General features: G+C 71.4%; 1 protein-coding gene. It reads left to right on the top strand.

The annotated features are described in order from the left end of the window. Positions 1 to 111: 111 nt before the first annotated feature. Positions 112 to 1,419, top strand: a complete 1,308-nt coding sequence (locus ACPYN7_RS17955; protein ID WP_424348550.1) for an ISL3 family transposase — start codon at positions 112 to 114, stop codon at positions 1,417 to 1,419. Positions 1,420 to 1,425: the final 6 nt, after the last annotated feature.

Raw genomic sequence — 1,425 nt, 5'->3', positions numbered from 1 at the left:
CGGCTCTTCAGGATCCAGGGTGTAGTGCGGGTCGGCGCGTCGGTCGCCGGATAGGGGTCGAGGCCTCCCGAAGATGAAGGTTCCTACACGCCTCATCTGGAAGACCTCGACGTGCCTGACGCTACCTTCGCCTGCCCTGATGTGACCACCTTCTGCCGTCTCGACGAGCTCGGTCTTGACGTCGTCGGTCAGCGCCTCGAGCCTGAGCGGGCGGTCCTGGCCTGCCGGGTGCTGGAACCGGACCAGTGGTGCCGACGCTGCGGCTGCGAGGGCGCGCCCCGCGACACCGTGGTGCGGCGCCTGGCGCACGAGCCGCTGGGCTGGCGACCGACGATCCTGCTGGTCACGGTCCGCCGCTACCGGTGCACCGGGTGCGGGCACGTGTGGCGCCAGGACACCACCAGGGCGGCCGAGCCGCGGGCATCGCTCTCCCGGGCCGGTCTGCGGTGGGCGCTGGAAGGGATCGTGTGCCAGCACCTGACCGTGGCCCGCATCGCCGAGGGCCTGGGGGTGTCGTGGAACACCGCCAACGACGCCGTCCTGGCCGAGGGCCGCCGGGTGCTCATCGAGGACCCCGGCCGGTTCGACGGGGTGGCCGTGATCGGGGTCGACGAGCACGTGTGGCGGCACACCCGCCGCGGGGACAAGTTCGTCACCGTCATCATCGATCTGACCCCCATCCGCGCCGGCACCGGGCCGGCGCGGTTGCTGGACATGGTCGAGGGCCGTTCCAAGGCGGCGTTCAAGACGTGGTTGGCCGAGCGCGAGGACGCCTGGCGCCAGGGCGTGGAAGTGGTCGCCATGGACGGGTTCAGCGGGTTCAAGACCGCCACCACCGAGGAGCTGCCCGAGGCGACCGCGGTGATGGATCCCTTCCACGTCGTGCGTCTGGCCGGTGATGCCCTGGATGCGTGCCGGCGCCGTGTTCAGCAGGCCACCTGCGGGCACCGCGGCCGCAGGCACGACCCGCTCTACCGCGCGCGTCGGACCCTGCACACCGGAGCGGACCTGCTCACCGACAGGCAGCGGGACCGGCTGGAGAAGCTGTTCGCCGCCGACGCCCACGTCGAGGTCGAGGCGACCTGGGGGATCTACCAGCGGATGATCACCGCCTACCGAGAACCTGAGCGGGCCCGAGGCCGGGCGCTGATGCAGCGGCTGATCGACTCCCTGCGCCTCGGCGTCCCGGCCGCGCTGAGCGAAGTCATCACGCTCGGACGGACCCTGGCCAAGCGCGCCGCCGACGTGCTGGCCTACTTCGACCGGCCCGGCACCTCCAACGGGCCGACCGAGGCCATCAACGGCCGGCTCGAGCACCTGCGCGGCAGCGCGCTCGGGTTCCGGAACCTCACCAACTACATCGCCAGATCGCTGCTGGAGACCGGCGGGTTCAGACCCCGACTACACCCTGGATCCTGAAGAGCC

Source organism: Kocuria sp. CH-021 (assembly GCF_049716185.1).
Classification (GTDB): domain Bacteria; phylum Actinomycetota; class Actinomycetes; order Actinomycetales; family Micrococcaceae; genus Kocuria; species Kocuria cellulosilytica.
The sequence above is the reverse complement of the archived record's forward strand: the minus strand, read 5'-3'. Positions and strand labels throughout refer to the sequence as shown.